General features: G+C 44.9%; 37 protein-coding genes and 1 tRNA gene. All 38 read left to right on the forward strand.

What is annotated here, in order from left to right:
• Nucleotides 1–77: 77 nt before the first annotated feature.
• The 38 genes from ACZ2XM_RS07175 (at nt 78) to ACZ2XM_RS07360 (ending at nt 25899) form a co-directional block, all read left to right on the forward strand.
• Nucleotides 78–419 carry an HNH endonuclease gene (locus ACZ2XM_RS07175; protein ID WP_490587863.1) on the forward strand — a complete coding sequence of 114 codons (342 nt, stop codon included), beginning with the start codon at nt 78–80 and terminating at the stop codon, nt 417–419.
• Between the two features lie 10 nt (nt 420–429).
• Nucleotides 430–1320 carry a phage replication initiator YdaU family protein gene (locus tag ACZ2XM_RS07180; protein WP_490587715.1) on the forward strand — a complete coding sequence of 297 codons (891 nt, stop codon included), beginning with the start codon at nt 430–432 and terminating at the stop codon, nt 1318–1320.
• A gap of 28 nt (nt 1321–1348) precedes the next feature.
• Nucleotides 1349–1855 (forward strand): hypothetical protein, encoded by a 507-nt coding sequence (locus tag ACZ2XM_RS07185; RefSeq protein ID WP_490587716.1) that lies wholly within the window; start codon nt 1349–1351, stop codon nt 1853–1855.
• Nucleotides 1852–2262: a hypothetical protein gene (locus ACZ2XM_RS07190; protein WP_490587717.1), complete on the forward strand. Its 411-nt coding sequence runs from the start codon at nt 1852–1854 to the stop codon at nt 2260–2262. Before ACZ2XM_RS07185 ends, ACZ2XM_RS07190 begins: the two co-directional genes overlap by 4 nt.
• Nucleotides 2259–2396, forward strand: a complete 138-nt coding sequence (locus tag ACZ2XM_RS07195; protein ID WP_490587718.1) for a hypothetical protein — start codon at nt 2259–2261, stop codon at nt 2394–2396. The genes ACZ2XM_RS07190 and ACZ2XM_RS07195 overlap by 4 nt, the downstream gene beginning before the upstream one ends.
• 170 nt (nt 2397–2566) lie before the next feature.
• Nucleotides 2567–2932: a RusA family crossover junction endodeoxyribonuclease gene (locus ACZ2XM_RS07200; RefSeq protein ID WP_490587719.1), complete on the forward strand. Its 366-nt coding sequence runs from the start codon at nt 2567–2569 to the stop codon at nt 2930–2932.
• A gap of 98 nt (nt 2933–3030) precedes the next feature.
• Complete coding sequence (locus ACZ2XM_RS07205; protein WP_490587720.1) at nt 3031–3210, forward strand: hypothetical protein; 180 nt, start codon at nt 3031–3033, stop codon at nt 3208–3210.
• A 144-nt stretch (nt 3211–3354) separates the two neighbouring features.
• Nucleotides 3355–3732, forward strand: a complete 378-nt coding sequence (locus ACZ2XM_RS07210) for a hypothetical protein (RefSeq protein WP_490587721.1) — start codon at nt 3355–3357, stop codon at nt 3730–3732.
• Nucleotides 3729–4250 (forward strand): hypothetical protein, encoded by a 522-nt coding sequence (locus ACZ2XM_RS07215; RefSeq protein ID WP_490587722.1) that lies wholly within the window; start codon nt 3729–3731, stop codon nt 4248–4250. The genes ACZ2XM_RS07210 and ACZ2XM_RS07215 overlap by 4 nt, the downstream gene beginning before the upstream one ends.
• Before the next feature lie 19 nt (nt 4251–4269).
• Nucleotides 4270–4551, forward strand: coding sequence for a hypothetical protein (locus tag ACZ2XM_RS07220; protein WP_490587723.1), 282 nt, complete (start codon nt 4270–4272; stop codon nt 4549–4551).
• Nucleotides 4551–5033 (forward strand): hypothetical protein, encoded by a 483-nt coding sequence (locus ACZ2XM_RS07225; RefSeq protein ID WP_490587724.1) that lies wholly within the window; start codon nt 4551–4553, stop codon nt 5031–5033. Before ACZ2XM_RS07220 ends, ACZ2XM_RS07225 begins: the two co-directional genes overlap by 1 nt.
• Nucleotides 5033–5452, forward strand: coding sequence for an antiterminator Q family protein (locus ACZ2XM_RS07230; RefSeq protein WP_490587725.1), 420 nt, complete (start codon nt 5033–5035; stop codon nt 5450–5452). The genes ACZ2XM_RS07225 and ACZ2XM_RS07230 overlap by 1 nt, the downstream gene beginning before the upstream one ends.
• A gap of 296 nt (nt 5453–5748) precedes the next feature.
• Nucleotides 5749–5937, forward strand: coding sequence for a hypothetical protein (locus ACZ2XM_RS07235; RefSeq protein ID WP_490587726.1), 189 nt, complete (start codon nt 5749–5751; stop codon nt 5935–5937).
• A complete protein-coding gene (locus ACZ2XM_RS07240; protein ID WP_490587727.1) occupies nt 5900–6748 on the forward strand; it encodes a DUF6414 family protein in 849 nt (282 codons plus the stop codon). The genes ACZ2XM_RS07235 and ACZ2XM_RS07240 overlap by 38 nt, the downstream gene beginning before the upstream one ends.
• A 348-nt stretch (nt 6749–7096) precedes the next feature.
• Nucleotides 7097–7171 (forward strand) — tRNA-Ile (locus ACZ2XM_RS07245).
• Between the two features lie 70 nt (nt 7172–7241).
• Nucleotides 7242–7685, forward strand: a complete 444-nt coding sequence (locus ACZ2XM_RS07250; protein WP_490587728.1) for a DNA-packaging protein — start codon at nt 7242–7244, stop codon at nt 7683–7685.
• Nucleotides 7675–9210, forward strand: coding sequence for a phage terminase large subunit (terL, locus tag ACZ2XM_RS07255; protein ID WP_490587729.1), 1536 nt, complete (start codon nt 7675–7677; stop codon nt 9208–9210). The genes ACZ2XM_RS07250 and terL overlap by 11 nt, the downstream gene beginning before the upstream one ends.
• Before the next feature lie 10 nt (nt 9211–9220).
• The gene (locus tag ACZ2XM_RS07260; protein WP_490587730.1) at nt 9221–10519 is read left to right on the forward strand and encodes an anti-CBASS protein Acb1 family protein; all 1299 of its coding nucleotides are present in this window, start codon (nt 9221–9223) and stop codon (nt 10517–10519) included.
• Entirely contained in the window at nt 10479–11306 is an 828-nt protein-coding gene (locus ACZ2XM_RS07265) for a phage head morphogenesis protein (protein WP_490587731.1), read from the forward strand. The genes ACZ2XM_RS07260 and ACZ2XM_RS07265 overlap by 41 nt, the downstream gene beginning before the upstream one ends.
• A gap of 39 nt (nt 11307–11345) precedes the next feature.
• Nucleotides 11346–12530, forward strand: a complete 1185-nt coding sequence (locus tag ACZ2XM_RS07270) for a DUF2213 domain-containing protein (RefSeq protein WP_490587732.1) — start codon at nt 11346–11348, stop codon at nt 12528–12530.
• Nucleotides 12530–12952 (forward strand): structural cement protein Gp24, encoded by a 423-nt coding sequence (locus ACZ2XM_RS07275; RefSeq protein ID WP_490587733.1) that lies wholly within the window; start codon nt 12530–12532, stop codon nt 12950–12952. Before ACZ2XM_RS07270 ends, ACZ2XM_RS07275 begins: the two co-directional genes overlap by 1 nt.
• Nucleotides 12953–12963: 11 nt before the next feature.
• Nucleotides 12964–13878, forward strand: coding sequence for a DUF2184 domain-containing protein (locus ACZ2XM_RS07280; protein WP_490587734.1), 915 nt, complete (start codon nt 12964–12966; stop codon nt 13876–13878).
• Nucleotide 13879: 1 nt separating this feature from the next.
• Nucleotides 13880–14080, forward strand: coding sequence for a hypothetical protein (locus tag ACZ2XM_RS07285; protein WP_490587735.1), 201 nt, complete (start codon nt 13880–13882; stop codon nt 14078–14080).
• A complete protein-coding gene (locus ACZ2XM_RS07290; RefSeq protein ID WP_490587736.1) occupies nt 14067–14336 on the forward strand; it encodes a hypothetical protein in 270 nt (89 codons plus the stop codon). The genes ACZ2XM_RS07285 and ACZ2XM_RS07290 overlap by 14 nt, the downstream gene beginning before the upstream one ends.
• Entirely contained in the window at nt 14333–14803 is a 471-nt protein-coding gene (locus tag ACZ2XM_RS07295; RefSeq protein ID WP_490587737.1) for a hypothetical protein, read from the forward strand. Before ACZ2XM_RS07290 ends, ACZ2XM_RS07295 begins: the two co-directional genes overlap by 4 nt.
• On the forward strand, nt 14803–15180 hold the full coding sequence (locus ACZ2XM_RS07300) for a phage protein Gp36 family protein (protein ID WP_490587738.1): 378 nt from the start codon (nt 14803–14805) through the stop codon (nt 15178–15180). The genes ACZ2XM_RS07295 and ACZ2XM_RS07300 overlap by 1 nt, the downstream gene beginning before the upstream one ends.
• Nucleotides 15177–15623, forward strand: a complete 447-nt coding sequence (locus ACZ2XM_RS07305; RefSeq protein ID WP_490587739.1) for a phage tail terminator protein — start codon at nt 15177–15179, stop codon at nt 15621–15623. The genes ACZ2XM_RS07300 and ACZ2XM_RS07305 overlap by 4 nt, the downstream gene beginning before the upstream one ends.
• A gap of 14 nt (nt 15624–15637) precedes the next feature.
• The gene (locus ACZ2XM_RS07310; protein ID WP_490587740.1) at nt 15638–16414 is read left to right on the forward strand and encodes a phage tail tube protein; all 777 of its coding nucleotides are present in this window, start codon (nt 15638–15640) and stop codon (nt 16412–16414) included.
• A 9-nt stretch (nt 16415–16423) separates the two neighbouring features.
• A complete protein-coding gene (locus ACZ2XM_RS07315) occupies nt 16424–16846 on the forward strand; it encodes a hypothetical protein (protein WP_490587741.1) in 423 nt (140 codons plus the stop codon).
• A gap of 206 nt (nt 16847–17052) precedes the next feature.
• Nucleotides 17053–17283 (forward strand): hypothetical protein, encoded by a 231-nt coding sequence (locus tag ACZ2XM_RS07320; RefSeq protein ID WP_490587742.1) that lies wholly within the window; start codon nt 17053–17055, stop codon nt 17281–17283.
• A 16-nt stretch (nt 17284–17299) separates the two neighbouring features.
• Nucleotides 17300–17545, forward strand: coding sequence for a hypothetical protein (locus ACZ2XM_RS07325; protein WP_490587743.1), 246 nt, complete (start codon nt 17300–17302; stop codon nt 17543–17545).
• Complete coding sequence (locus tag ACZ2XM_RS07330; protein WP_490587744.1) at nt 17542–17712, forward strand: hypothetical protein; 171 nt, start codon at nt 17542–17544, stop codon at nt 17710–17712. Before ACZ2XM_RS07325 ends, ACZ2XM_RS07330 begins: the two co-directional genes overlap by 4 nt.
• Nucleotides 17713–17831: 119 nt before the next feature.
• Nucleotides 17832–21401, forward strand: a complete 3570-nt coding sequence (locus ACZ2XM_RS07335) for a hypothetical protein (protein WP_490587745.1) — start codon at nt 17832–17834, stop codon at nt 21399–21401.
• A 2-nt stretch (nt 21402–21403) separates the two neighbouring features.
• Nucleotides 21404–22540, forward strand: a complete 1137-nt coding sequence (locus ACZ2XM_RS07340) for a hypothetical protein (RefSeq protein WP_490587746.1) — start codon at nt 21404–21406, stop codon at nt 22538–22540.
• Nucleotides 22537–23457, forward strand: coding sequence for a LamG-like jellyroll fold domain-containing protein (locus tag ACZ2XM_RS07345; RefSeq protein ID WP_490587747.1), 921 nt, complete (start codon nt 22537–22539; stop codon nt 23455–23457). Before ACZ2XM_RS07340 ends, ACZ2XM_RS07345 begins: the two co-directional genes overlap by 4 nt.
• Nucleotides 23454–23798: a hypothetical protein gene (locus ACZ2XM_RS07350; protein ID WP_490587748.1), complete on the forward strand. Its 345-nt coding sequence runs from the start codon at nt 23454–23456 to the stop codon at nt 23796–23798. The genes ACZ2XM_RS07345 and ACZ2XM_RS07350 overlap by 4 nt, the downstream gene beginning before the upstream one ends.
• A gap of 11 nt (nt 23799–23809) precedes the next feature.
• Complete coding sequence (locus tag ACZ2XM_RS07355) at nt 23810–25666, forward strand: hypothetical protein (protein WP_490587749.1); 1857 nt, start codon at nt 23810–23812, stop codon at nt 25664–25666.
• A complete protein-coding gene (locus tag ACZ2XM_RS07360; protein WP_490587750.1) occupies nt 25666–25899 on the forward strand; it encodes a hypothetical protein in 234 nt (77 codons plus the stop codon). The genes ACZ2XM_RS07355 and ACZ2XM_RS07360 overlap by 1 nt, the downstream gene beginning before the upstream one ends.
• Nucleotides 25900–25906 lie beyond the last annotated feature (7 nt).

The following is a 25906-nucleotide window of genomic DNA, read 5'->3' on the forward strand; positions in this document are numbered from 1 at the left end:
TAATTGGTAGTGATGGCTGCTATGAGTGTCAAATCTGCACAAACGAGGCTAGCGGCCATTTTTACGATACTGGTTTTATGCTGTGTGTGCTATGCGCTGACTACATAGCGAATGTCTACACCCATTTGAGGCGCGATAAATTTGCCACATGGACCGTAGGAGATGAATACCAGAAACCATCCTACCCGCGAAAAGACGTTATAACACAGTCACTTAGGACGCAGGTTTTTGAGCGTGACGCATATCGATGCATCAACTGTAGCTCATATAAAGATTTAGCGGTAGACCACATTCACCCCGAATCTAAGGGAGGGGGAACGACCTTAGAGAACTTACAAACACTATGCCGGTCATGCAATAGCAGCAAGGGCACAAAGACAATGGAAGAGTGGCTGGGGGTGTGTAATGCAAGCAATTAAGAGGCAAACAATGAAAGAGACAGGTTACACGCGAGTAGACAATAAGATATTTGACGCGCAGCCGTTCTTATCGCCAGTCGCGTTTAGCGTGTTAATGCGAATGGTAAGGATGATTGATGGTTACGGAAATGATGACAAAGGGCTGTCTAATACGTTTCTTCAGTCTAACTGCAATATGAGCAAAAACACAGTTTCAAAAGCCGTAAAAGAGTTGATCGAATTTGGTTTTTTAGATCAAAAAAGACAGCAGAGAACGACGACTATTTACAGTTTAAATTATGGAAATATCGCCAACTTTGACGCTAAAAAACATGGTCAAAATTTAGCATCCCAAAATTTAGCATCCCAAAATATGACCATTAGATTCCCAAAATCTGACCTAGTTAGCTCCCAAAATTTGGGACGTAATAAAGAAAACAAAGAAAAACCTTTAAAGAAAAATATAGAAAAAAATAAACCAAAAAAAGAATCATCGAAATCTTACTCACCTGAAAAACCTGAATCGGTATCTGATCAGATTTGGAATGATTTGTTAATTCTCAGAAAAGACAAAAAGACCTCGAACACTAAAACCGCTTGGACAACGATTTTCAATGCATTGGAGAAAGCTCAACAGGCAACTGGTCACACATTGGATCAAATCATCGCCTTTTGGATAACCAAAGACTGGAAAGGTTTTAACGCTGACTGGTACTTAAACGCACAACCAAAACCACAGCAAACAAATTATCAAGGACACAGCCATGCAAACAATCAACCAGCTAACAGCAGCAATCAGCCAAAACGCTCACAAGCCGACATCTACGCAGAAAAACTTAATGCAGAGCTTGCAGAGCGATTCCCAGACGAGTTCGCAGCACCAGACGGCTATTACGAAGCTAGAGATTGCAAGCCTGTTTAACGGCTGGAAGCGTTTGTTTAGATCGAAGATGAAAGACGAGGATTGGGACACAGACACAGTAATCGTCTGGCACATCGCATTGAATGACTTAGGTATCACTGCAAGCGAGTTTGGTACAGCAAAACGCAAGTCACTAGGTTTGCAATGGCCACCAACAGCCCCAGCTGACTTCTTGGCCTTAGCCCGTACCGATAGCAGCTTAGATTACCCCAGCACACAATCCGCCTTCGACACAGCTTGCCAGTGTTGCGGCATGAGAGGACAGGTAGAGCGAGACTGGGTACACGGGACAATCTACGAGACAGCAACAAGAATAGGGTGGGGAAAGCTGGCTAACGCTGATTACAACTACCTCAAACACTTTGACAGTATCTATCAGCAAGTTATCAGCGAGCACAAAGCAGGGGCAACGTTTGTTATCCCTGAATCACACCAGATTGAGCACAGCCATAACCCAGTTAAGCCAGATAGTCCTAAGTCCGCTGAGATTGACGACTTTTTGAATAAGTTTAGACGCAAGGAGCAGCAAGCATGACACTAGACCAAGAATTAAAACGAGCCTTTGCGCTGCTCGATATATCAAATTTTAGATGGCTGACAGCAAAAGAGGTTAAGGAGCTACCACCTTGCACCAAAAAAGGCTCGCTAACAGTACCGCTCAACAAAGAGACTTTTGAGGAGATGCGAGCAGCAAGTCTTTTTACCGGGCACTGGAGAACACAGGGTCGTCAAGTCATGAGGAAAAAGCGGAATTTTAGAATCACAGTGCGTATGTACCAGGTTGGCACCAATGACTACATCGAAGCCAGTGCGGTGATGATTAAGCCGGACACGGTACACAAGGCATGGCACGCAATCAAAGAAGCAGGGGATTTTATTATGGGCAGCAACAAAGATGCTGATTGGGATGAGAACCGGTGTAGGGCGAGGGTGAGTGTATGAAAACAAACGTTTATAACAAGAAGACGGTCAAAAGAGAAGAGTGGATTAAGAGCGATACGGTGGTGCTGACATATCACGATGGGACTAAAGAGACTATGAGCCGTAAGAGTTATGAGCAGATTATTAGGGGGTAGGTGATGGGTGATTTTTGGTGTTCTATGTTCTTCATGCTGATTTGTTTGCTTGTGGGGCTGCTGTATGGATTCTCACTTGGAAGGCATTCAGCGGCATCAGACTGTGATGACTATGGCAAGTTTAAGTACGGCAAGAAAATGTATGTTTGCACAGATAGCGAGGTCACCAAATGACCGAACCATTCTTCAAAGCAACCCTGCCAATTCCGCCCTCGGTGAATGGGTATTGGCTAGTAAAGCCAAAAGGCAAGTATCTGTCCGCTAAGGCTAGAAAGTTTAGAAGTGAGGTCATTGCATACGTGGCAAGTTTAGGGCGTATCAGGACGCACACAGGACGCATTAAAGCACATATAACGATATGCGGTAGGGATAAGCGTAAGTTTGACATTGATAACTATCAAAAAGCAGTCTGGGACGCGCTAACACACGCAAAAGTGATAGCCGATGACGAATTGATAGACGAGCTGATTATTAAGCGTGGTGAGATTATCAAAGGCGGTCGAGTAGACGTTGAGCTATATGAGCTAAATCCGTAAGCATTGGCAAAATTTGATAGGTACAAGCCGCTTAAATCCCGTTTATATGCAAAGGGTGCTGAATGGGGTTAGAGGGGGCTTAAAACGGAGATATGGGGATGAGTGGTATGAAAGGATTAAAGAATTTGATTGACGCTGCAAAATCGGTACGAGACTCACTAAGAGAGTATGACAACGATGAAAATACAACTGGGGAGATTTTTTACGCTGAAATGATGTGCGAGTCGGTTGATTTGTTGGTTGAGGCGCTGAACGAATACGAGACAAACAATGGTTAATAAACTCTACATGAATAAAAAAACAGGGCTGCGAGTGTTAGTGATATTTGAGAGTGATGAGCTTGTGACGTATCAAGCAAGTGATAGTAAGACACCGGTGCCAATGCGCAAGTTTATATTCATGCAAGATTTCGAGGTGGTGAGATGAGTTTGGATGTTTATTTACTAAAAGAGCTAAAGCCGTGTGATTTTGACGATATGAATTATGACGAGCAGAGCCAGTTTTATTGGGATAGCGAGATATACAGCGGCAACGTAACGCATAACTTAAACAAAATGGCCGATGCTGCAGGGATTTACGAATATTTATGGCGGCCCGATGAGATTAACGTAACGCAAGCGCATGAGTTGATAGAGCCGCTAAGTCGTGCCTTGGGTGACTTGTACGCAAGGCGTGAGCATTACGAGCAGTTTAGTCCTGCAAACGGCTGGGGTACTTGGAGCGGGTTTGTGGAGTTTGTCAGACTTTATTTAGAGGCGTGTATTGACAAGCCTAACGCATATATCGAGGTGAGCAGATGAGTGATATTGAGATTGGTAGTGTTTGGCAGGGCAAAAACAATGAAGGCGATGTAAAAATAAAATGGGCGAACCATAGTCGCGCTTATTACATTTATTTGAATACGCTTGGTAGTGAAAATGGTGATGTGTATGACGTGAGTGTCAGCCGCTTTTTAGAGTATTTTGAGCCTAAAGCAGACATGGTTAATCACCCGCCGCATTACAAAGACGCAAGCGGAGTTGGTTGCACAGAGGTTGTTAAGCACATGATGTACTTCGGTGGGGCATGTTTTAAGTACCTCTATCGCTGTGGCAGCAAGTGGGATGATATTGAGGATTTAAAAAAGGCCGTGCGATGTGCTGAGTTGGCGAGTGATGACAGATTCATAACAGATGAGTCTTGGCTGCGAGCAATGTATCAGGTTGCCAGTCATCGTGGCGGAAATATTAGAGATGCGATGTTTTGTATTCGCTCGCAGCAATGGGAGTATGTAATTGAAAGCATCAAAGCTGAAATCGTAAGGCTAGAAAGTGAGTAAGCGCGATAACGACAGGCTCATGAAAATTAGATTGATGGACTGCTGCTGTGGCTGTGGACGTAAAGCGCCAAGCCAAGCGGCTCATTCAAATTTCAGCGAGCATGGTAAAGCGAGGGGCTTAAAAGCCGATGACAAGTACACGATACCGATGGCTGCCGAATGCCACGCTAAATTTGACCAGTACAACATGGGCATGAGTCGTGAGCAGTCACTTGAATGGTTTATGCAGAAATGGCAGGAAACGAATCGATTGCTGAAATGGCAGGAACGCAAGATTGAGCAAAACGGGGTTGATTATTGATGACTAAGAAAATTAAGCGGTGGGTTAAGAGTGAGGGAGATAGGGATTTGCTGCTATCGCTAATTAAGAACATGGACGCGCCATTTACGGTTGATATTGAAAAAGGGATAAGGGAAAAGCGGTCATCTGATCAGAATCGGTTACAACGTCTTTGGGTGAACGAAGCAGAACAGCAAGGCGATATGACAGCGGAGGAATACCGCGCTTACTGCAAATTACACTTTGGTGTGCCAATGCTGAGAAACGAGAATGACACGTTTGCAGAGCTTTACGATTCAAAGATTAGGGATAGGGTGCCGCCTTACTCTTATGAGCAAAAGCTGGAGTTTATGATGGTTCCGTGGGACTTACATGTAACAAGGCTGATGACCATCAAGCAGCACGACAAGTACCTGAACATGATGCACGACCATTTTACAAGTTTAGGCATGATTTTAACGATACCAAATGACATTGACTGGGTACAAGGGCGGGATTACTAATGAGCGACTTATCAATAACGGACTTACTTTTTGCTTACGGCGCATGGGTGAGTGACGACAATAACGAGCTTGGCTGTAAAAGTCCGTCGCTTATGTTGATTAGGTCAGCGCCTAAGAAGTGTAAGGGCGATAAACCACCTAAACGAGCGCAGGTGAGTTTTATATCAGACGATGAGGCGTTGGCAGTAGACAGGGCGATGAACAAGCTCATGCGCCATTCTGTGCATTTGCATAATATCGTTACCTATCATTTTATTTATAATTGGTCAGTGAAGCAGATAGCTGATGACTACTGGTCACAATTTGAATATCCATGCGGTAAGAAGAAAGCGACCAATTACCATGTTAATCCATTACTCAATCACGCCATTGGCTTCATCAATTGCGAGCTAATAAACGATAAGGCTTGTATGTTTTAAAACATGGTGCTATTATTCATATAAGCTGCCGATTAATACGTAAGCAGCTACCTTATTTCAAGCCCTACATTAATTTGTGGGGCTTTTTGTTGAGCAAGTACAAGATAAATGAATACAAATGTAGGAAGTAAATTCTACATATAATTATGTTAGTATAATTTACTATGTGGATATCGTGGCGTGGGTTGTAGATTTTGTATTCGCGTTTCATCTACGTCTTTGTGGTTAAGGTGGACGCTTTTTCAAAATGTCTGTATGTTGTCCATTAGCATGCTTTCATCGGTAAGGAGAAGGTTATGAAAAATGAAAGCGATAACAAGAAAGCCTCTGAGGGCTTAAAGCCTGCAGATGTGTTGGCGGATGCAACAAGCACTTACTTTAATATGTTGAATAAATCTTTAGCCAAATACAATAGCCATAGGGATTCGAATCAGAAGGAGATAAAGAATGGCACAAGGATTACCAATCATAGAATCTCTCTTTGATTTCTTTTATTTGGATAGCAGGAAGATAAGCTCTTTCTATGCTCAGTTAACTGGTAATGGTTCTATTGAGTCATACAAAGAAATACATGGCGTTTCTGATGAAAAAACCATGGAAGCCACTATAGGCGTGCCTACTGTTACTGGCGGGAAGCTCGGAACAAAAGGTTTTTCAAATAGTGGTGGTGAGCGTTTTTATAATGCTACTGACACAATGCCTCGTGAGATGATTGATAAACTAGATGAGCAGGGATTTATAAATCGAGAGTTGAGTGAATCTAATTTAGGTCAATTGGTTTTACTGAAAGGGAAGCTGGGAATCGTAGATGTTAACATGCTTAGAGGGATTGTAGAGCCAGCTCTGAATTTCTACCTAAGAGAAGCTAAAACATCACAAGACAAAACTGAGCGCGATCAAGCTAAAGATATAGCTAAAGTTAAAGACGATTTAATTGCATTTATAAAAAATGTTCCCTTTGCAATACAAAGTCGTTTTTTAGTTAATGCTAATAATAATGTGCAAGAAGTATGGATGACCTTAAATAGGAATGAGCTATCGACGCCAACGCATGATACAAACTTTAAGCATGGAGAGTTTATGGCTGGCGAATGGTATTTACTAGGGGTGCTAGATGCCTTGCCGTATGATGATTTTACATACGAGTCTGAAAACGATTCCGAACTCCAAGGCGTAATTAGAAGTTTTGTCAGTCAATTGAAAAACATGGCTGGCCGTCCTAACACATCCTTTGGTATAACACCGATAGCAATTTTTAGAAGCATTGATACTTCCTTAGGTGATAATGCAGATTAACACCTTGATATAAATTTGTATTATGCAGTAATATAAAGATTCAAAATCCTGTATCACTTGGCTTAATGAGCTAAAGGTGGTAGATAGGTCATAGCCCTGCCAACTTATCGGTGAGGGCTTTTTTAATGCTCGATGTTAACGCATCGGGCTTTTTTATTGCCTAGATTTTAGCAGGATGCTATGACAAATAAGCAGTTATACGAGAGCTACTGTGATAGCACGATAACTCAAGCATTAAGAGATTGTCGGCTTAAAACGCTAAGAGAGCGAGCAAGCTACGGCAATAGTGATGCTAAGTTTTATGTGAGACTGATAGAGTCTTGCAAAAAATGAATTTTTAATAACTACGGGCCCATAGCTTAAGGGTAAAGCAACCGACTCATAATCGGTCAGATGAAGGTTCGAAACCGTCTGGGCCCACCATATTAATTAACCACTTTGCCCACATTGATTTGATGGGCATTTTTTATATGTGATTGCCGGAGGGCATACGATGAATGACGATATGCTCGACAGCGTTGAGATTGATGAAGTGAATAAAGTTGGTAGACCGTCACAGCTTACGCCTGAGCTTATAAGTAAGGCTGCGATGTATTTAACTGACTACACAAGCAATGGAGATATAGTGCCAACAGTAGCGGGATTGGCATGTTACTTAGATATACCGCGCTCATCAATCTACAACTACAAAGGCCAAAGCAATGAATTGTTGGACACGTTAGAGAAGTTAGAACAAATCCAAGAAAGCAAGTTGGTTAATGGCGGCTTAATGGGCAATTTTAACGCCACTATCGCAAAACTAATGCTATCTAATCATGGTTATAGCGAGAAGCAGCAGGTCGATAACACATCAAGCGATGGCTCGATGTCCCCGCCGCAACCGCTAACGCCTGAAACTGCCAAGGTGATAGATAACGAGTTGGAAGATGAATACTAATGATGACGCTAACCGATTATCGATCATAAAACACAAGTGTGAAAAGCAGCATCTATTCTTTGTCCGATACTTTTTCAAACAACGTATGGGCGATAAGTTTTTAACCAATTGGCACCATCATTATATTGCCTACGAGATAGACCGATTAATCAAGCGAGCGCAAGACGGCAAAGAGACAGAGAACATCATCTTTAACTTGCCACCTGGTGGCTCTAAAACCGAAATGGCGATGAACATTATCCCTCGTGGGTTGGCGCTTAATCCACGCTCACGGTTTTTGTACTTGTCATTTAGTGATAGCTTAGTGACAGACGTATCATCAACAGCTCGAACCATTGTTAAATCTAAATACTTTCAACAGCTATGGCCAGTCGCTATCTCCAGTGACACAGACGCAAAGGGTAGTTGGAAGACAGACATAGAGGGATTTGAGGGTGGGCATATTTATGCGGCCTCAATGGGTGGCCAGGTAACTGGTCGCCGTGCTGGTCGTATGTCAAAAGAGTTTAACGGCTTGATTGTACTTGATGACCCATTAAAGCCTGAAGATGCCTTTAGTGACACTAAGCGCAAAGCAGCTAATCGTAAATTGCTTAATACCGTAAAAAGTCGTAAGGCAAAAAGCGATACGCCTATTATCTTGATTATGCAGCGATTGCATAGCGATGACCCCACGCAATTTATCCTAGATGGGAATATGGGCGGCAAATGGCGGCACGTCAACATACCGGCATTGATTGATGATGCGTTTATCAAGACGTTACCGCCTAGCATTGCAAAGTTGGTGCCTACGGACGTTGAGCGTGACGACAAAGGCAGACAAAGCTATTGGCCATCTAAAGAGTCGTTATTGTCGCTGTTAGAGCTTGAGCAAGGCGGCAGTGATAAAGACGGTCAAAAGGTCAGCCGCTATACATTCCACAGCCAGTACATGCAAACGCCTACCAAACTTGGCGGCGGATTAATCAAAGCCTCGTACTTTGGCCGCTATACAGTTTTACCACAGCTCAAGTGGTTGGCAATCTTTGCTGATACCGCGCAAAAGACAAAAGAGGTTAATGATTACAGCGTCTTTATGGCAGCAGGTGAAGATTATGACGGTAATTTAGTCATAGTTGATGTACTACGCGGTAAATGGGAGGCGCCCGACTTAGAGAGACAGGCCGAAAGGTTTATCAATAAGCACAATGACAATCCAAACACGCCTAGATTGCGTTATGTGGCTATTGAGGATAAAGCAAGTGGCACAGGGTTAATACAAGGCCTAAAGCGCAAAACAAAGGTGTCTATAAAAGCTGTGCAGCGTAATACAGACAAGCTCACAAGGTTTATGGACGCACATCCTTACATTGAGGATGGCATTGTTTATATACCGTTAAATGCTGCATGGGTTGGTGATTTTATCGACGAAGCCGAAGCATTTAGTGCTGATATGTCGCACGACCATGATGACCAAATCGACCCGCTTATTGATTTAATTAATATTGGCAGACAATCAAAATCCGTCTTTGACGTTGTAGGCTAAGAGATAATTTATGCTAAATAAACTAATGAACATTGCTGATAGCACGCTGGTCAATTTAGTGAGCAAGCTTGGCACCAGTAGAGACAAGGCGAGTCATGATGCGTTTGCATGGCATGTGCCAAAGTCGGTTATGGAGCTGGATAACCTAAATAAGTCTAATGCTACAGCACGTAAAATCATTGATAGACCAGTACAAGATATGATGCGTCAAGGTTATTACTTTGGCGGTATTGCAGGCGATCAGTTGCAAAAGTTGAACAACGAGCTTGACCGCTTAAAACTTGATGTCCACTTAAGTAAAGCAATGAGTTTGGCAAGGTTGCATGGCAAGTCGTACATCTTACTTGCAACCAATGATGATATGCCGCTTAGCACACCCATTAATACAAGCAAGGGTTTGAGTTATATCACTACTTTGTCAATATCAAAATTGGCGGCAGGTACAGAGATGCGACCTGCTTCTGAGGCGCAAGGCGAGTATGACAAGCCGGTCTATTATCGGTTGCAGCAAGGCGCTGGAATGCCTAACCAAATCGTACACCACAGCCGCTTGATTGAGATTAAATGGCGCGGTGGCGATAGCGTGCTGCAAAGCATTCATGCCGAGCTGTTACGTTATGCCAGTGTCAATGCAAATGCTGCGTCATTAGTGCATGAGGCTAAGATTGATATTATCAAAACGCCAGATTTAGCCAATCAGATTCAAAATCAAACTGACGCTATCGTTAAACGGTTCGCGTTGGTCGGTATGCTCAAAGGCAATAACGGTACAGTCCTACTTGATAAACAGGAGGATTACCAAAGCAAGACCTATAACTTTAGTGGCTTGCCTGATTTGATGCAAGAGTTCGCGGTTCAGTTATCAGGCGCAGCAGATATCCCTTACACGATATTGTTTGGTCGCTCCCCTGCTGGACTTAACTCAACAGGTGAGCATGACCTCAAAAACTACTACGACACGGTAGGCAGCTATCAGCGTGATTACCTGCTACCAGTGTTGCAAAAGCTGCTAGATATGATTAGCGGCTATTTGTTACCTGATAGCGTTGAGCCAAGCTTAATATTTACACCGCTATGGCAGCTTGACGAAAAGACGTTGAGTGAGATTGAGAAAAACAATGCTGAGCGTGATATTAAGTATCTTGAGAATGGCATTATCACCGAGGCTCAAATCGCTAAACAGTTGGTTGAGCAAGATACTTATACCGTGATTGATGATGACCATATCGAGCTTTTAAGCGGTCTTAACTTTAATATGGGGCAAGACGATGTTAAACCAGTTAAAGCCGCTAATACAGCAAGCGAGTAAGCGCAAGCGAGGGCGCAAGGCTAAAGCAAAGCCAGTACGTGTATCTCGTAAGTTAGAGCTGGACTACACAAGGGCATTACTCGCTATCGTTGATGATATGCACACTGAGACAGTAAAGGCGCTCATGCCATTGATTGAGCAGCCTGGTATCGGTGACAGCGTGATGGTCGGTGATGGCTTGTTCGGTGACTTCAAATCTGCGTTTAGCAAGACAGCGAACACGGTCAAAGCCAAAGTATCAGGTATTGCTAGCGCACTGGCTCAAACGGTGGTCAGTAAGCAAGGTCAGCAGTCGGACAGACAGTTAAACAGCATGATACTAAAGGCCACGGGCATCGACTTTAGCGGCTTAATGGCTGATAGCGTACTTAAAGATGCAGTTGACGAGGCGGTAGCGGCTAACATTGCGCTGATCAACTCAATACCACAGCAGTATCTCGACAGAGTAGAGCAGGCTGTCATGGCAAGTCTGCAAGCAGGTACGCTTAACGACACCCTAGCTGATGACTTACTAAAGATTGAGGGCGTGACAAAGAACAGAGCCAAGCTGATAGCGCGTGACCAACTGGGTAAGATTAACAGCCGATTGTCACAGATTAGACAGCAATCACTAGGCATTACGCATTACTTTTGGTCAACGAGCCATGATGAGCGAGTGAGAAAGCGTCATGCTAATTGGGACGGTGACTTAATCGCATGGGACAAACCACCTATGGACGGTCACCCTGGACAAGCTATCAATTGTCGATGCACTGCAATACCAGACTTTAGCGAACTAATGAATTAACAGCCGCCTTAATGGGCGGTTTTTTAATGGGCGCAAACTATGAAAATTAAGATTAACCAGGTCATCGACCTAAAGCCAACAAGCCGCATACGCACGCCACAAGGGTTTTTGATTTGCATGGGCGTGACGTTGGCCAAGCCGATGGTCAAAGAGTATTACGCGGGTGAGATTGGCATTGCTGATGGGTTTGGGCCCACAGATATTGTCGGCATTTACACCTCGCCTGATGTGTTATTTAGCCAAGCGGTCATAGACGGATTCACCGCATCTGATGTGGTCATGATGCACCCAAAAGGCAATCAGCTCAACAGTGAAAATTACAAAGACCACGTAATAGGCACAGCTAAAAACGTGCGAGCTGAAAACGGCTATCTAGTCGCTGACTTGACTATCAAAGACAAATGGGCGATTGAGTCCATCGAGCAAAACGAGATAAGACAAATATCTTTAGGCTATGCCGCTGAATTAGATATGACGGCTGGCATAACAGGAAATGGACAGGCATTTCACGGGCAATGGGTGGGTATGGTTGCTGACCATGTTGCTGTTGTCCGTGAGGGCAGATGCGGCGATGACTGCAAAATAGGCGATAAACAATCGGTAAAAACGGAGCAAGGTATGAAAGTAAAAATCGGTAACTTAGAGTTTGATGTGGGCGATAACAATACGCTTGCTCAAGCAATCACAGCACAAGGCGCAGAACTTGACGCGCTAAAAAGCAGTGAGCTGAAAGTAGGCGACCAAGCGTTTAGCTTGTCTGAGCTTAACGCTACACAAGCGACCATTGATAAGTTGGTGGGCGATAACAAGGCATTGGCTGATGCTAATGTTGAGTTGGCAGCTAAGCAAGTCACACCTGAGCAAATCGAGCAGTTGGTTGCTGACCGTGTGGCCACAATCGACAACGCTAAAAAGCTGAATGATCAGATTGTCACTGATGGCAAATCATCTGAGCAGATTCGCCGCGATGTTATCACCGCTAAAGCTAATGACAATCTGGTTAAAGCAATCGTGGGTGATAGTGTTGCTGATGCTGAGCAGTCAGCGATTGATACAGCGTTTAAAGCACTGTTAGCCACTGCTGATAGCAAACCTCAAGTCATCGCCGCTGACAGCGCACTGAATGGCTTAAACAATCCAAACGTAGGCGATGACAAACCAATGAGTGCCTATGACAAATACAAAGCTGGTCTTACTACAGCACACAAAGGAGCGACAGCATAATGTATAAATCTGAAATGGACGCAGGTGTAGCGGGCGCAATCGCCAACACTGAAAACAAAAACATCATTAGCCGTGTCGTACAAGGCGCTGCTGGCATTCCATTTGGTCGTGCTGTAGTACAAGGCACTAAGGACAAAACAGTCCGAGCTGCTACCACTGGTGACACTGCGTTTGTAGGCGTTACCGTGCTTGATCGTACCGCCCGTGATTTAACGGTTGGCGGATTTGTTGAGTTTGAAACAGCGCGTATCTTAGAAGAAGGCGTGATTTGGGTCGAAGTTACTGTTGCTGTTAAAGCGGGTGACGCGGCAGCCGTTGATTTAGCAACTGGCAAATTCAATAAAGCGGGCGCTGCATTTGCAGGTGCAATCTTTGACACATCGGCAGCAGCGGGCGCACTTGCTCAGCTACGAATCAAATAAGGATAGAAATTATGAACGAAGCAAACACAATGCTGGCTTTTATCAATGGTCAGCGTGAGCACATCGAAACCGAAGTTTATGAAACGGTATTCCCAGAAGTGCAGTACCAAAACCTAATCCCTGTCGATAATTCTGCGCCTGAATGGACGCAAACCGTTACATTCAAAAGCAAGGATATGTACGGCAAGGCTGATTGGGTCAATGGTAATGCTGACGACATCAATCTAGCAGGTACGACTGCCACCAAGCACCAATCTACTATCGAAATGGCGGGTATTGGTTACGGTTACGGTTATGAGGAGCTAATGGCTTCTACTCAAAACGGCGTTAATCTAGCCGCTGACGATGCCGTAGCAGCGCGTGAGACTTACGAGCATTTTGTTGATAAGGTCGCCTTTGTTGGTGACGAAGCCAAAGGTTTTAAAGGTCTTATTAACAATGATTCAGTAACCACTGTTTCAGCGACTAAGACGTTTATCACTGCTACTGAATCTGAAATCCTAAAAGATATTAACGCTTTGATTAGCGGTACGGCGTCAGCAACCAACAACACAATGCCGGCCGATACCCTGCTATTACCATTAGCACAGTTTAACTACTTAGCTAGTACGCCGCTGACCAACAACTCAGGCGGTACGCTATTGAGCTTTATCCAGCAGTACAACACTTACACAGCTTTGACTGGTCAGGCATTGACTATTCGCGCAGTTGGCAAGCTAACCAATGGCGGCACTGGTGGCACACTTGATCGTGCAATGGCTTACTCACGTAATCCGCGTGTCTTAAAGCTGCACATTCCAATGCCGCTTAAATTCTTAGAAACGTATCAAACAGGTGCGCTCAACTTTGTAGTGCCAGGTATCTTCCGCTTAGGTGGTGTTGAGATTCGCAATCCTGATGCGGTTCGTTACATGGACGGGGTTTAATATGCAAATAACAAACGTAAGCAAGTCGCGTTTGGTATTAGCAACTGGTGATGTTGTTGAAGCTGGGGGCGTGATTAACGCGCCTAGTTTTGATGATAAGCATACTGTTATGAAGGCATGGGTTGATGCCGGACTGATTGAAGTTGCTAAGCCAACAACCAAAGAAACAAAGTCAGGAGCTAAAAAAAATGACAAAGGTTAAATACGTGGGCGCGCATGAGAGCTACACGGTCGCAGATATCGCCTTTAAAAAAGACAAGGCTACCGAGCTTGCAGATGACCAACTGGCTAAAGTCAAAGCAAATGGCATCGGCGCTAAGTTATTCGCAAGCGGTGATTTGGTGATTGATAAAGCCGCCACTAAAACAGTGGTTAATCCTGATCTAACGTCAGCACCTAAGGCTAATGACAAGGTGGCAAAGCCTGATACTAAGGCTGATGCCAAAACAGCCAAATGATTACCACATCGGTAACGACGCGCGATAACGGTTTACTTGACCGCATACGCTCAACGGCTCGAAACTTTACGAGCAAAGTTGAGATTGGCTATCTTGATAACAAGATGCACAAACCGTCAATTACTAGCAAGGCGGCTAGACCGATTGCACTAAAAGACCTAGCTGCTATTCATGAGCTAGGCTTGGGTGTGCCAAAACGTCCGTTTATCGAGCCGTCATTAAAAGCCAATCGTAAAAAGTATCTTGCGTATGCAGGTAAGCAAATTACGCCAATCATACGGCGCAAGCAGTCGCTCAATAATACTTGGCAAACAATCGGCACTATGGCTGTGGCAGACATACAGCAATACATGATAACGGCTCAATTTACGCCATTGGCGGCATCTACTATTGCCCGTAAGGGTTCAAGTAAGCCGCTGATTGATACCGGTCAAATGCGTCAGGCAATAACATACAGGGTGAAGTGATGATTACTAGAGATGATTTAGTTGATAGATATGGCGAGGACGACATCGCAGGTCTTGAACGCAACATCAAAGACCCTGATGCGACCGCTACGCGCATAGCTGATGCCACACGCTACGTTAACAGCTACGTGTCCGACTATCTGCCACTAGCAACCATTCCAAGCTCTTTAAAAGATGCTACGGCGTTGGTTGCTCGCTACAAGCTATTTAAAAACAAGCGTCCTGATGACGTTAATGAGGACTATAAAAACCTTGTTTTATGGCTGGATAAAATAGCATCAGGCAAATTGGCATTGATTGACGATGATGGAAATATCATTGATAAGACTGGCGACTTTTACGATGACAGTTTCAAATCGGGGGCGACGGTTGTATGACAACATCACAATACTTTGCCGTTGAGCCGCTACTGGTTGAGCACATAAAAAACAATATTACGGGGCTTATCGATGTTGATACGCCTTTTAGCATTGAGACTATGCTTGATAATCGTAATAACGCGCCGTCAGTTAGTGTGATTTGGTATGGCGAACGCTTCAGCGAGCAAGTAGGGCGTGACAATCGCACCAAGTCTATCCAGTACGACCAGTGGTTAGTCGTCTTAAAAATCAATGATACCGAGTCACAATCTACTAGCACTCAGAGCATACGAGCATTAGCAGACCCATACATTATGCAGCTACATGATTGCATGATGGACTTTAACCCGCAATTGAAAGGTTACGGGCGTTTCGATAAAACATCGTGTCCAGTGACCAATGGCAGCGATAGCGGATTTGCTTACTTCCCATTCATGTTTGAAATTTTACGTAAAATCTAATAGAGGTATATCTCATGGCTAGAAACGAACACTTTAAATCGCTGCAAGGCTCGCTAATGATTGCGCGTATTGTTGACGGTAAACGGACCACGATCCGCGAACTTGGCAACCAAACCTCAGTGGAGCTCAGCGTATCGACTGAAAGCACGACCATTAAAGAAACCAAGACCGGCAAACGTGCAGACGCCAAAATCTTAACCACTGGCCGCACGGTTGAGCTATCAGCGACAACCAACGAGCTGGTCCCTGCTGATGTAGCACTGGCGTTTGGCGCCGAGCTAATCGCTAAAGGCTCGAATACTATCACTGACGAAGTAATCCCAACAGCCGTAGCGGGTGAGTCAGTTAAGCTAAACGGCGTCAACGTATCGGCATTAACAATTACTGATAGCACGGGCACGCCAGGCACCTTAGTTGAGGATGTTAACTACACGCTCGATGCGGATTACGGCGTGGTTACCTTTAAAGACCTGGAGTCGTTTACTGGGCCATTTAAAGCCAGTTATACCGAGGGCGAAATCACGGTATCTGAGTTTTTCTCGATGCCCGATAATGCTGAATACTACGTGTTTTTCAAAGGCGTTGATGCGTTTGGTGGCGACCCAATGTCGTTTGAATTGTATCGTTACAGCCCGAAAACTGATAACTCAATGCAGTTTATTAACGAAGAAGTGGGCGAGCTTACGTTTGGCGGTACAGCGCTTATCGTACAAGACCAAGTGCAATCTGATGGCAGCTTGCTAGATGGTTATGGCCGCATTATCAACATCATTAAAACACCTACTCCTTAAGGATGACTCATGGACACCAAGCTTACTAATACCGTCACCGATGCTGTTATTGAGCTTGACGATGAGCTATACCCTAGCGATGAGCATGACTGGTCACCGCTAGTGTCAAACACCATTTACGCACTAGACGGAACTATGATTGTTCAGCAGTCGATACGCAAGGCGGGTAGACCGCACACGATGCAAGCGCCTAATGATATGGGGTTTTTAACCCGTGCTACGGTCAATGCGCTCAAAGCTGAGCGTGACAAGTTGGGCGCTACTTATTGGCTTGACTATCGAGCAGATGGTCAGGTTAAGCGCGCAAAGGTCATGTTTGATACAACAGGCGAAGCTATCACAGCAAAGCCATTAAAAAACTTTATTAGTCCGTCGCTTGACGACCTATTTGCCGTAACGCTTAGATTTATCGAGGTTGGCAATGCTGAATGACCCAACCATGCTAACAATTATTGCGCTGGGCGGCATCGTATTAGCCCTCTTATTAGCCCTACTTTGCATTATGTCGATGGCGATTAATACGCTAGATAAGTAGGACAGATGGTATAATAACGAGGTCAGATAGGCTAGCTCCCGAACGCACATTGCGCCAATGTGTTGCTGACAATCCTAATGGCGGTTATGCAGCGGGTAATGATATGAGTGATAAGTGGTTGGAATCTTACCAAAAAACAGCGGCAGCATCTGACTTGATAGCAATGAAGAAAAAACTTGAAAGCATTGTTGCTGTTCTGCTTGATTCTACGCATGATATAAAATCTATGCTTAAAGCCAGTAGCGAGGCATCCAGTGGATTGCATGCTCTATTACGCATTGCTATAAAAGATGAAGAAATAGAGAATGAGCAATACGGAAGTGGCGATGAGTGACTATATGGAGTGTGTTATGCAAGATAATAGAGTTTATAACCGAATTAAAGCCGCTATGAAATTAGATGTTGTAATCCATGGTAGTGACTTCAATAGCCCTTGTATTTCCAATGAGGTAGATAATATGGTTGACAGCGATGGTCGAATCTGCGGTTCAGTTGACTACACAACAGGAGTTGTTAGCTTGCAGATGCCTGTTGCAGCGCACATTAAACCCGCAGAAACTAGCAACTTATCAAAAACGGGGAGGTGCTTGATATGAGTAATTACGAAAAAGAATTTAAGATAATTGACAATAAGATAGCAATGTCTTTCAGCAAGCACTACGAATCCGCATACGGGGCAAGCGTAAAGCTAACTGCAAGCGAGGCGAGAGAAGTGGCTAGGGAGCTGAAATTTTATGCTGATAAACTGGATACCGCAAAATAGCAGTTATTAATTAATAGTAAATTAAGCCTACTTTGATTAGTGGGTTTTTTATTACCTAATTTTCAACATTGCCACTCTATTGAGTGGTTTTTTTATGCCCAATTTTTGATGGATGACTCATGGCAATTACTCAAAACGACTTAGAGATTTTAAAGACCGAGGTTATGGCTGATACTCCAGACGGGGGCGGATTGCCAACTGCTGAGCCTATTGCTGACGGTGTATCTAACAACCTGTTTCCTGATGTGTCAGATATTGATGCGCTAACTGGTCGTGTGCGTCTGCGTAAAATCGTGTTAGCAGTTAAAACGGCAACGGCTGAGCTACTGCAAGCAGCCAGATTCTTAATCACTGAGATGCCTGATAACGAGAACATGAGTGTGTTTGCTTTTAAAGCAACCTCATTTGCTGATAGACGCAGTGATGCTAAAAACAAGATTGAATCTTACTTAGCGTTTGGATCACGTTGGGCGGGTCATGTGCTAGAGGCTCAACTAGAGGGACAGCGTGTCATCCAAATCTCACTAGATTTAGCAGACCCATTGCCGTCAGTTGGTCAGGCTTTAGTATTGGTGCAAAACGAGGGCTTAGCTGACGAATTTTATCAGTATGTGCGTGTGCTTAAAGTTGAGAGTATCGAGCGCAGATTTCAGCGTAACGTTGAAACGTCAGTAACCCGCCGTGTCGCTACTATCGAGATTAGCGAGGGCTTAAAACGTGCTTTTAACGGTCTTACTGTGCAAGAGTTTTATCAAAACACATCGGTAGCAAGACGCGCCATTTTGCGCGAAGCTCGCATTGCTGACGCTGCTAAATATTACAGTGCCAGTCACTTAGCTGAGCCAGTAACCGCACTTGCGTCACGTCAGGTCAAGCTTGAATCCATCTTTACTCAGATTGTGCCATCTACTCAAGTCGAATCGCCACTAATTCAGCGTGACCCGGTTAATCAGCAGCTAACGCTCATTAAGAGCAGTGACGGCACGATACAGATTAATCAGACCGATACCATTGCGCCCAATACTAGCCTTAATCTGCCAAACGGTGTTTACGCAGGGACGCTACTGATTATAGTTAACGGTAAGACGCTCACTGACAGTGATGGCGAGCTTGTGGATAGCGCTCAAGTACCGTATGGGTCTATCAAATATGATTTAGGTCAGATTACATGGTATGACAATGCAAACTGGGGCAGTAAGCAAGTTACAGGCTCGTACAGCCCTGCTAGCGCTGTCACACGGGTATCACAGACCGATTATCAGATAGTTGATGATGAGGCGGGCTACAGCTACGTGCGTGAGCTAGGCGCTGAGCCGGTCGCAGGCAGCTTAACTGTGACTTATCAGGTCAATGGCCGTGTCTATGTTGTGCATGACGACGGTCGTGGCAGCTTGGTCGATTCAAGTGGCAATGGTCGAGGTACGGTGCGAGGTAAGACGGTACTGCTAGCAACTGAGGCAATCCCCGATGCCGGTAGTCATATTATTTATACGTTTGGTACTGACCTTGGCACAACTAAATATAACTCACAAGCGCTTGCACCTGCTTATCATGTGTTGCCGTTAGACGGTCAGCCTGTAGGTGATATTACAATTACATGGGGTAGTGGCAGAACAGCTACAGCGTCAAACGGTGTGATTACGGGTGACGCAACAGGCAAGCTTGTTGGTAATGAGTTGCAGTTTGCGCCTAAGACTACGTTAGCCACTAGCACAGAGATAACGTTGAGCTATGACGCTCTACTGCCCGAGTCTACAAAGGTCGTGACAGGGGCGGCAACAGTAAATGGTAGTGGCAATCTAGTCGTATCGGCGACCACGACAGATACGTTTGTTGGCGGATTTATCGAGGTGTACTCAGAGAGCAATATGCTCAAGCTAGAGTTTGACGGCTTAAATGTGACCAGTGCAAAGTCTTATGCTCGATACTCAAAAGGTACGCCCATTGGCACTCAAGACTTTGGTAGCGGTAATTTTAGCTATCACATCGACCCGACTTACACAGTGAGCATTGTCAGTCAGACCGTCGATGCTGCGGGTAAAACAATCAATGCTGAGATATCAGTGACTAAGCAAATATCGGGTGTAGATGTACTGGCTCGACCGGGCGTATCGCCTGTATTTAAGCCATGGACTAAGACGGTTAATCGTCAGTTTAGAAATCCCACGGTATCAGGATTAGCTCGCACAAACACAGCTACCGAAGCAAAAACGCCTAAATTTACACCAAGCACCATGTATCTTGAGCTGCCAAAAACGGTTGACGCTCCGGTGCTTTCAGGCTCTCTAAATGCGACCGTATTTACAAGCGCTATCACTGACAAGTCAGGCGCTATTTTTAGCGGCAAAAATCAGGTCGGTACTATTGATTATGAGGGCGGAGTAGTTGCGCTAACAAGTTGGGCTGCGAGCATGGGTAACAACACAAGCTTGCAATCAATGACGCGTGAAAACGACCCCGTGCCGCTTGCTAACATCATTTTTAGAACGCCAGTAGCGCCTATCAAGAAATCAAGCTTGCAGATTAGTTGTACGCTCGCTGACGGCACTGATTTGAGCCTATCAACTGATGCTCAAGGCAATATCACGGGCAGCAAGTATGCACACGGTACGGTGGATTTTAAAGCCGGTGTTGTAGCGCTGTATTTTTACGAGAAATTGGGTGTTACTGCTAATCCATCGGTGGTTAATCAGCCTTGGTATGACGCTGCTAACATCTATATGGACGGTGGCACAAATTATATCAATAAGCCGTACTACGTTAGGCCTGATTCGGTGCGCTATAACGCTATTGCTTACACTTACTTGCCGCTTAATAGTGAGATTATCGGACTTGATCCAGTACGCTTGCCAACAGACGGTCGTGTGCAGTTTGTACAAGCAGGTGACTCAATCGCTATCACTGAGCTTAAGACAATGGAGCTGCCAACCAATCAGCCTAATGATAGTTTTGATTTAGGATTTGAGCGCTTGTCTGATGTGATGATAGTTGATAGCGATGGCGTCAAAGTTGATTATGACGAGCTTAATATCGACTTAGATGCAGGTACGGCGGGATTTAACGGTACTTTTGATGTGTCGCTATATGCCCCACCATTTACTGCCAAATATCGCATCATGGACTTAGCGCAAGTTGTTGATACTGATATATCAGGTCGTGTGACGCTATCAACGCCAATCACTCACGATTACAGTACTCAAGCGGTATTTAGCACGATGTTGCTTGCAGGTGATATGCAATCACGAGTTGCTAATATCTTGAGTCAAAAATCATGGAATGGCGTGTGGTCTGACCAGTTGATTGGTGTGCGCTCAGAGTCGCAGATTCAGACGGCTAACAACCCAATTGTCGTTACTAATCGCGATGCAATTACTGAGCGATGGGCGCTTATCTTTACCGGCTCAACGTCATTCAGGATTTTAGGTGAAACAGTCGGTGAGATTGGCACAGGCTCTATCGGTAGTGCTACCGCCCCAATTAATCTGATGACGGGGCAGCCGTACTTTACCGTACCGTCAGCAGCATGGGGCAGTGGTTGGGACGCAGGCAACGTGGTGCGATTTAATACTATTGCAGCCGCCTACCCGCTATGGATTGGTAATGCAATTCAGCAGCATCAGTTGTCACGGCTTGATACCTACGACTTCACTATCGGATTCCACGCTAACATTGACAGAGAGCGAATATAAAAATGATTAAATGGTTTGATAGCAAGTTGATGGGCGATAAAATCCCCGTTATTACAAACACTCAGGGTGACCTTGTAAAAATGCTTAATAGCTTGCTTGTCGAGGGAGCTAATAGCAGGGCTGTAGCATCTTTGGCTTGGGCTGACGGCGTTTGCACCCTAACAGTGCCAAACAATCACGGCTTTTTAATAGATAGCGTAATTGTTTTGGACGGCTCTAGTCAGTCGGTCTTACAGGGCGCTGAGCTTAGAGTAACAAACATTAGCGCAACTACTGTCAGCTTTAAATGCACCGCCGTGACTAACGAGACAGGGCTTGTTGTGCGTTATGCCCCGATTGGCTGGACAAAACACTTTGCAAGCGAGGGCAAGGCTTGCTATCAATCGCCAGACCCTCGCTACCCTGCATTTTTGCGAGTTGATGACACAAAGTTTAGCGGTGTTTCTGCCAGTGCGTCTAAGTTTGCATCAGTTGAGATTTGCTCAAACATGACAAGCTTTGATGCTGCTGACTGGCATGAGCCATACTATGCTGCTTACCCCGAGCAGAACAGGCAGTCTATCTCAGGACGCAGTAACGGGTGGTTTAAGTGGTACTACTCAAGCGTCTATGGTGCAAATCCTGATGATGGAATATCGCCAAGCGGCACTAGGGATTACATCTTAATAGGTGATAGTGCTAAATTCTGGTTAATTTTATACCCTTATAGCGATGCCGGATATAAATCAATCGGCTCTGTTGTTGGTATGCCGCTTGTTACTGTTGAGCTGACCAAAAAACAAGCATTAGTTGCAAAAAATGGATTTGGCTTGGGCGTGTCAGTCGGTCTGCCTCATCTATCATTTACCGCTGATGCACCTAGCAGCATCATTCCGTTTTTCGGTGAGATGGGGGAGGGCGTGGAAACATCGATTAATTCTGCCGTGTTATATCCTGCAAAAGACATACTGTTGCAATCGCCTGTATTTTTTAGGGAGTCGTCAGGTCTTAAATTCCTTTCAGGTGTTTTTGATGGTGTTGGTGTTGTGCCATCGAAAGGCACAGATACCAAGCTACTAAAATCAGATGGCGCGCTATATAAACTAATTCCGATGCCAAATAATCGTTATGACTTGGTTTTTAATCTAGGGGCTGAATGATGCGACCTATATTATTGCTACAGGCTGATAGTAGCGGACTGAGAGATTTATCATCGTTTCCAAGAGCGTTAAAAAATACCCCTTCACAGGTCGCAATAAGGAATAGTTATTACTATTACGACTTGGCAGGCAACACAACAGCAAAATGGGGATATGAGGCACGTCTGCCCAGCTCTGTACCGCAGATGACAATTGAGGGGTGGATGTATCTTACTCCGCAGGCTAAAAAACCCTCTATTAACGTCGATATTATTGCTGGCATTGCGGGTGAGAGTTATTCACGTGGCTTTTACATGGGCATCAGCACCAGTGGTGAGTTTAGATTTAACTCAGGTAATGGGACTAGGCACTCAATGCAAGTCAATGCTCTGCCAGTTAATCAGACATTTCATTTCGCTTGGGTGCTAACTGGCACTCACAAAAAGCTCTATATAAATGGTACAGAAGTAGCGAGCGAGGCTACAACAAGACCGATCGAAAACCCGCCAAACCTAACCCTAGGTTACATGAATTACAACAATGAGCTATATGATGACGAGTATAGCAAGGCGCAAATTCATCAGCTTATTATTTGGGACGGTGTTAAATATACGACAAACTTTACGCCCGAGCATCATGTTTATAACCGAGTAAATCTAGGCGGTGCAGAACAGCTACCCAATGGCGGCATGATAGTGCCATCAAGCTACAAGGGCGTTATAGAGGGGCAGACGCTAGAACTTAGCATCCCTGTATCACGTAAGGTCATGGTTTATCATAGATTCACTGGCAAGCTGCTGGGTGCAACATGGTCGGATGAATTTGGCAATTACACAGTGTCAGGACTGCCAAGCAATACCGAGTGCTACGTTGTGTCTATCGACCATGAGCGTGACTATAACGCTGTTGTGCAGGATATGATTAGGACTGATAAATGATACTTACAAATCAGGCTAAAAACGCCATGCTACGGGGTCTCGCTGATGCGATTAACGGTAGTGGCTCTGCAACATTAACGTTGTATGAGTCAGGCGTAGCGGTTGCAGCGTTTGTCATGCCAAGCCCGATTGAGCAAAGCATTTCGGGCGGAAAGATAGTTTTTAATTTGCCCGAATTCGCTTTAGCGGGACAGTCAGTAATGCCAACCACAGCAAAGCTAACGAGTAAAGCGGGTGTCGATATGTTAACGCTCGATGTGGGCACGGATTTAATACTTGATAGCAGCGGTATTTATGCGGGCGGTAACGTCACAATAACGGATTTGTCTATTCAAATTTAATGGGGTAAATAATGGCGGATTATACCCCTAGCACTACTCTTAATTTCACCGAGGTTTTTGAGCAGTCAAGCACCACGCTTAATTTCGGTTTTGATTCAGGTGGCGGCGGTAGTGCTGATGACGTTAATATATCGGGCGCAGTTTTTTACAATCTAAATGCTATCGCAAGCGGCGCTATCAGCTATGACTCCAATGTGTTTAGGGGTGCTATCTGCGACAAGCAAGGAGGCATCGAGTCAAGCAGATTGGTGAGCAATAATGCTAGCGGTAGCTATGATGGCGCAGTGCCATTATTTGTTGACAGCAAGGCAGGCTTTGAATCCTCAGGGCTCGTTACTGACCGCTTAACTGCTGTTTTTGAGTCTAATAAAAACATCACTGCGATTATCGGTATCAATACTGAGCAATCACAGCTAATCGGTACAAGTAAGCATAGCTTAAACAAGACAGTTAGCCTAATCGGTCACAGCCGGATTGTTAGTGCTGAGACAGCAAGGTTAGTTAGTCGCAGCAGGTCGCTAGACGCTGAGGTTATGCGCTTTTTAGCGATGCGTAGGCAATACGCTATCGAGACAGCAAAGGCTATAGGCGGCTCATGGTCGTCATATGTGCAGACTGCTAGGTTTAATGCTAGTAATAAACTGTCACAACTTGAGGTGTCTAAAATCCCGCCTTGGGTTGCGCCTTATGTGGTGATTATTGATGATGACTATCAAGGTACGACCATACTTAACTTTGAGTGCCCTTGGTTTGCGCCCAATGCTTTACTAAACTTTGGGGTCGGCTGTCAGTATCAAGTTGATCCAGATGACAAGCCAATATTTAGCGATGGAGTTATATTTGTGATTAATGATTTATTGCTCACTCGCATTGATAGCGGTGATGAGATTAAGATGTTGAGCTTTAATGTCGGTATCGATAACAGTAGTTATTGCTGGACGTTTAGTGCCAATGTGCCCTTTACTGAGCTTGGCAAAGTTGATATTACTAATGTGCCTGAAATTGAAGTTGAGCTGATGGTCAACGGTCAAGCATGGCGATTCATCTTAGGCGCTTGCGATGACAACAGTCAGTTTAATAGCAGCAGCTTAAGCATCAAGGGCAAGAGCCGAGCGTCAAGACTTGCTTACCCATTTGCCCAGCACAGGGGCTATAAATACACAGCGCCCATGACAGCCCGCCAGATTGCTAATGATGAGCTTAATCGCAATAGCATACCATCAGGCTTTACACTCGACTGGCAGCTTGTCAGCGAGCTTGGTTGGGACGTACCGGCTAATACTTACAGCTACTCCAATCGTACGCCTATCAACAGCCTACAGTGGATTGCAGAGGCAGCAGGTGGCTTTATCAATTCGCACCCATCAGATGATGTTATTCGAGTGCTAAGTAACTATCCTATCCCAAGTTGGGAATGGGCAGAGCAAACGCCAAGCATTATTATCCCTGAGCAGCTGATAACAAGTCGCAGCCGCAACCGTGTGCAGAAGTCACGCTATAACGGTGTGATGGTGTCAGGCGAGCGTGAGGGCAGCATCAGCGCCTTAGTTAAGCGCAGTGGTACGTCAGGCGGCTATACGCCTAACCAAGTCGTCAGCGACCTGATAACCGATGCCGCGGTTGCAAGGCATCGTGGGCAATGTGTGCTGAGCGACACAGGTGATATAGGCAACATTGGATTATCGCTACCAATGCACAGCGATATTGGGCTGCTGACGCCATCGACTTTAATCAGAGTTAATGATGGCGGCTCATGGGTCGGCATGGTTCGAGGTACGACCATATCAGGCGGTCTTGGCGGTAATGGGTCGCTGCAAATTGAGCAGTCTATTGACGTTGAGCGTCATTTTGATAAGGAGTTTGTCTAATGGCAATGGGAAATTTATGGAAGCTATTTACTGACGTTACCCGTGGTGACGCTCAGCAGATAGCGACTGTTAAAGGTCGTGATGGCACTAAGTACACGGTAGAGATGCCAGATGGTAATTACACTGATGTGCAAGGTCAAGCGACCTACGAGATAGACAGCAAGGTCTTTATCAGAGGCACTCAGATTATTGGCGAGGCGCCTGATTTAACCTATATAGAGATCGAGGTGTGATGATTAG

The organism is Psychrobacter sp. CoH-33_TS_01 (assembly GCF_058189395.1).

What these genes read in the sequence shown, in the direction of transcription:
- ACZ2XM_RS07175 (WP_490587863.1), top strand. Translation starts at nt 78, where the DNA reads ATGCTGTGTGTGCTATGCGCTGACTACATAGCGAATGTCTACACCCAT.
- ACZ2XM_RS07180 (WP_490587715.1), top strand. Translation starts at nt 430, where the DNA reads ATGAAAGAGACAGGTTACACGCGAGTAGACAATAAGATATTTGACGCG.
- ACZ2XM_RS07185 (WP_490587716.1), top strand. Translation starts at nt 1,349, where the DNA reads ATGAAAGACGAGGATTGGGACACAGACACAGTAATCGTCTGGCACATC.
- ACZ2XM_RS07190 (WP_490587717.1), top strand. Translation starts at nt 1,852, where the DNA reads ATGACACTAGACCAAGAATTAAAACGAGCCTTTGCGCTGCTCGATATA.
- ACZ2XM_RS07195 (WP_490587718.1), top strand. Translation starts at nt 2,259, where the DNA reads ATGAAAACAAACGTTTATAACAAGAAGACGGTCAAAAGAGAAGAGTGG.
- ACZ2XM_RS07200 (WP_490587719.1), top strand. Translation starts at nt 2,567, where the DNA reads ATGACCGAACCATTCTTCAAAGCAACCCTGCCAATTCCGCCCTCGGTG.
- ACZ2XM_RS07205 (WP_490587720.1), top strand. Translation starts at nt 3,031, where the DNA reads ATGAGTGGTATGAAAGGATTAAAGAATTTGATTGACGCTGCAAAATCG.
- ACZ2XM_RS07210 (WP_490587721.1), top strand. Translation starts at nt 3,355, where the DNA reads ATGAGTTTGGATGTTTATTTACTAAAAGAGCTAAAGCCGTGTGATTTT.
- ACZ2XM_RS07215 (WP_490587722.1), top strand. Translation starts at nt 3,729, where the DNA reads ATGAGTGATATTGAGATTGGTAGTGTTTGGCAGGGCAAAAACAATGAA.
- ACZ2XM_RS07220 (WP_490587723.1), top strand. Translation starts at nt 4,270, where the DNA reads ATGAAAATTAGATTGATGGACTGCTGCTGTGGCTGTGGACGTAAAGCG.
- ACZ2XM_RS07225 (WP_490587724.1), top strand. Translation starts at nt 4,551, where the DNA reads ATGACTAAGAAAATTAAGCGGTGGGTTAAGAGTGAGGGAGATAGGGAT.
- ACZ2XM_RS07230 (WP_490587725.1), top strand. Translation starts at nt 5,033, where the DNA reads ATGAGCGACTTATCAATAACGGACTTACTTTTTGCTTACGGCGCATGG.
- ACZ2XM_RS07235 (WP_490587726.1), top strand. Translation starts at nt 5,749, where the DNA reads ATGAAAAATGAAAGCGATAACAAGAAAGCCTCTGAGGGCTTAAAGCCT.
- ACZ2XM_RS07240 (WP_490587727.1), top strand. Translation starts at nt 5,900, where the DNA reads ATGGCACAAGGATTACCAATCATAGAATCTCTCTTTGATTTCTTTTAT.
- ACZ2XM_RS07250 (WP_490587728.1), top strand. Translation starts at nt 7,242, where the DNA reads ATGAATGACGATATGCTCGACAGCGTTGAGATTGATGAAGTGAATAAA.
- terL (WP_490587729.1), top strand. Translation starts at nt 7,675, where the DNA reads ATGAATACTAATGATGACGCTAACCGATTATCGATCATAAAACACAAG.
- ACZ2XM_RS07260 (WP_490587730.1), top strand. Translation starts at nt 9,221, where the DNA reads ATGCTAAATAAACTAATGAACATTGCTGATAGCACGCTGGTCAATTTA.
- ACZ2XM_RS07265 (WP_490587731.1), top strand. Translation starts at nt 10,479, where the DNA reads ATGTTAAACCAGTTAAAGCCGCTAATACAGCAAGCGAGTAAGCGCAAG.
- ACZ2XM_RS07270 (WP_490587732.1), top strand. Translation starts at nt 11,346, where the DNA reads ATGAAAATTAAGATTAACCAGGTCATCGACCTAAAGCCAACAAGCCGC.
- ACZ2XM_RS07275 (WP_490587733.1), top strand. Translation starts at nt 12,530, where the DNA reads ATGTATAAATCTGAAATGGACGCAGGTGTAGCGGGCGCAATCGCCAAC.
- ACZ2XM_RS07280 (WP_490587734.1), top strand. Translation starts at nt 12,964, where the DNA reads ATGAACGAAGCAAACACAATGCTGGCTTTTATCAATGGTCAGCGTGAG.
- ACZ2XM_RS07285 (WP_490587735.1), top strand. Translation starts at nt 13,880, where the DNA reads ATGCAAATAACAAACGTAAGCAAGTCGCGTTTGGTATTAGCAACTGGT.
- ACZ2XM_RS07290 (WP_490587736.1), top strand. Translation starts at nt 14,067, where the DNA reads ATGACAAAGGTTAAATACGTGGGCGCGCATGAGAGCTACACGGTCGCA.
- ACZ2XM_RS07295 (WP_490587737.1), top strand. Translation starts at nt 14,333, where the DNA reads ATGATTACCACATCGGTAACGACGCGCGATAACGGTTTACTTGACCGC.
- ACZ2XM_RS07300 (WP_490587738.1), top strand. Translation starts at nt 14,803, where the DNA reads ATGATTACTAGAGATGATTTAGTTGATAGATATGGCGAGGACGACATC.
- ACZ2XM_RS07305 (WP_490587739.1), top strand. Translation starts at nt 15,177, where the DNA reads ATGACAACATCACAATACTTTGCCGTTGAGCCGCTACTGGTTGAGCAC.
- ACZ2XM_RS07310 (WP_490587740.1), top strand. Translation starts at nt 15,638, where the DNA reads ATGGCTAGAAACGAACACTTTAAATCGCTGCAAGGCTCGCTAATGATT.
- ACZ2XM_RS07315 (WP_490587741.1), top strand. Translation starts at nt 16,424, where the DNA reads ATGGACACCAAGCTTACTAATACCGTCACCGATGCTGTTATTGAGCTT.
- ACZ2XM_RS07320 (WP_490587742.1), top strand. Translation starts at nt 17,053, where the DNA reads ATGAGTGATAAGTGGTTGGAATCTTACCAAAAAACAGCGGCAGCATCT.
- ACZ2XM_RS07325 (WP_490587743.1), top strand. Translation starts at nt 17,300, where the DNA reads ATGCAAGATAATAGAGTTTATAACCGAATTAAAGCCGCTATGAAATTA.
- ACZ2XM_RS07330 (WP_490587744.1), top strand. Translation starts at nt 17,542, where the DNA reads ATGAGTAATTACGAAAAAGAATTTAAGATAATTGACAATAAGATAGCA.
- ACZ2XM_RS07335 (WP_490587745.1), top strand. Translation starts at nt 17,832, where the DNA reads ATGGCAATTACTCAAAACGACTTAGAGATTTTAAAGACCGAGGTTATG.
- ACZ2XM_RS07340 (WP_490587746.1), top strand. Translation starts at nt 21,404, where the DNA reads ATGATTAAATGGTTTGATAGCAAGTTGATGGGCGATAAAATCCCCGTT.
- ACZ2XM_RS07345 (WP_490587747.1), top strand. Translation starts at nt 22,537, where the DNA reads ATGATGCGACCTATATTATTGCTACAGGCTGATAGTAGCGGACTGAGA.
- ACZ2XM_RS07350 (WP_490587748.1), top strand. Translation starts at nt 23,454, where the DNA reads ATGATACTTACAAATCAGGCTAAAAACGCCATGCTACGGGGTCTCGCT.
- ACZ2XM_RS07355 (WP_490587749.1), top strand. Translation starts at nt 23,810, where the DNA reads ATGGCGGATTATACCCCTAGCACTACTCTTAATTTCACCGAGGTTTTT.
- ACZ2XM_RS07360 (WP_490587750.1), top strand. Translation starts at nt 25,666, where the DNA reads ATGGCAATGGGAAATTTATGGAAGCTATTTACTGACGTTACCCGTGGT.